Source organism: Pantoea sp. Pa-EAmG (assembly GCF_030024295.1).
Classification (GTDB): domain Bacteria; phylum Pseudomonadota; class Gammaproteobacteria; order Enterobacterales; family Enterobacteriaceae; genus Pantoea; species Pantoea dispersa.
On the sequence record NZ_JASEWO010000403.1, the window covers coordinates 1 to 700 of the forward strand.

The window sequence follows — 700 nt, forward strand, 5'->3', positions numbered from 1 at the left end:
CTTTACGGGCACCATTTTTCAATTGGTATTACCAATTTACTCCGGACGTTTGGCTCATAAGAAGGGATGATGGCCTACAGTAAAATTCGCCAACCCAAGCTCTCCGATGCAATCGAGCAGCAGCTGGAATCCCTGATTATGGAAGGGACGCTCCAGCCGGGTGAAAAACTGCTTCCCGAGCGTGAACTGGCCAAACAGTTTGATGTCTCACGTCCATCGCTGCGCGAAGCGATCCAGAGTCTGGAAGCCAAAGGCCTGCTGCTGCGCCGTCAGGGTGGTGGCACCTTCGTACAGCAGAATCTCTGGCAAAGCCTGAGCGACCCGCTGGTCGGCCTGCTTGCTGAACATCCTGAATCCCAGTTTGACCTGCTGGAAACCCGCCATGCGCTGGAAGGCGTTGCGGCCTACTACGCTGCGCTGCGCGGCACCGATGAAGACCTGCAGCGTATTCGCGACTGTCACGTCAACATCCAGCAGGCGCAGGACAGCGGCGATTTAGATGCTGAGGCCGATGCGGTCATGAAGTATCAGATCGCTGTCACAGAAGCCGCCCATAATGTGGTGCTGCTGCACTTGCTGCGTTCGATGGGCCCTATGCTGGAACAGAACGTCCGTCAGAATTTCGAATTGCTCTACGCTCGCCGCGAAATGCTGGCGAAAGTGAGCGGTCACCGCGCCAGTATCTTTGAGGCGATTGTGG

The 700-nt window shown here is 56.3% G+C and carries 1 protein-coding gene; it reads left to right on the top strand.

Annotated features, from left to right (window positions below):
• Window positions 1-69: 69 nt before the first annotated feature.
• A partial coding sequence (gene pdhR, locus QMM04_RS22920) for a pyruvate dehydrogenase complex transcriptional repressor PdhR (protein WP_282997189.1) occupies window positions 70-700 on the top strand: 631 nt, incomplete at its 3' end.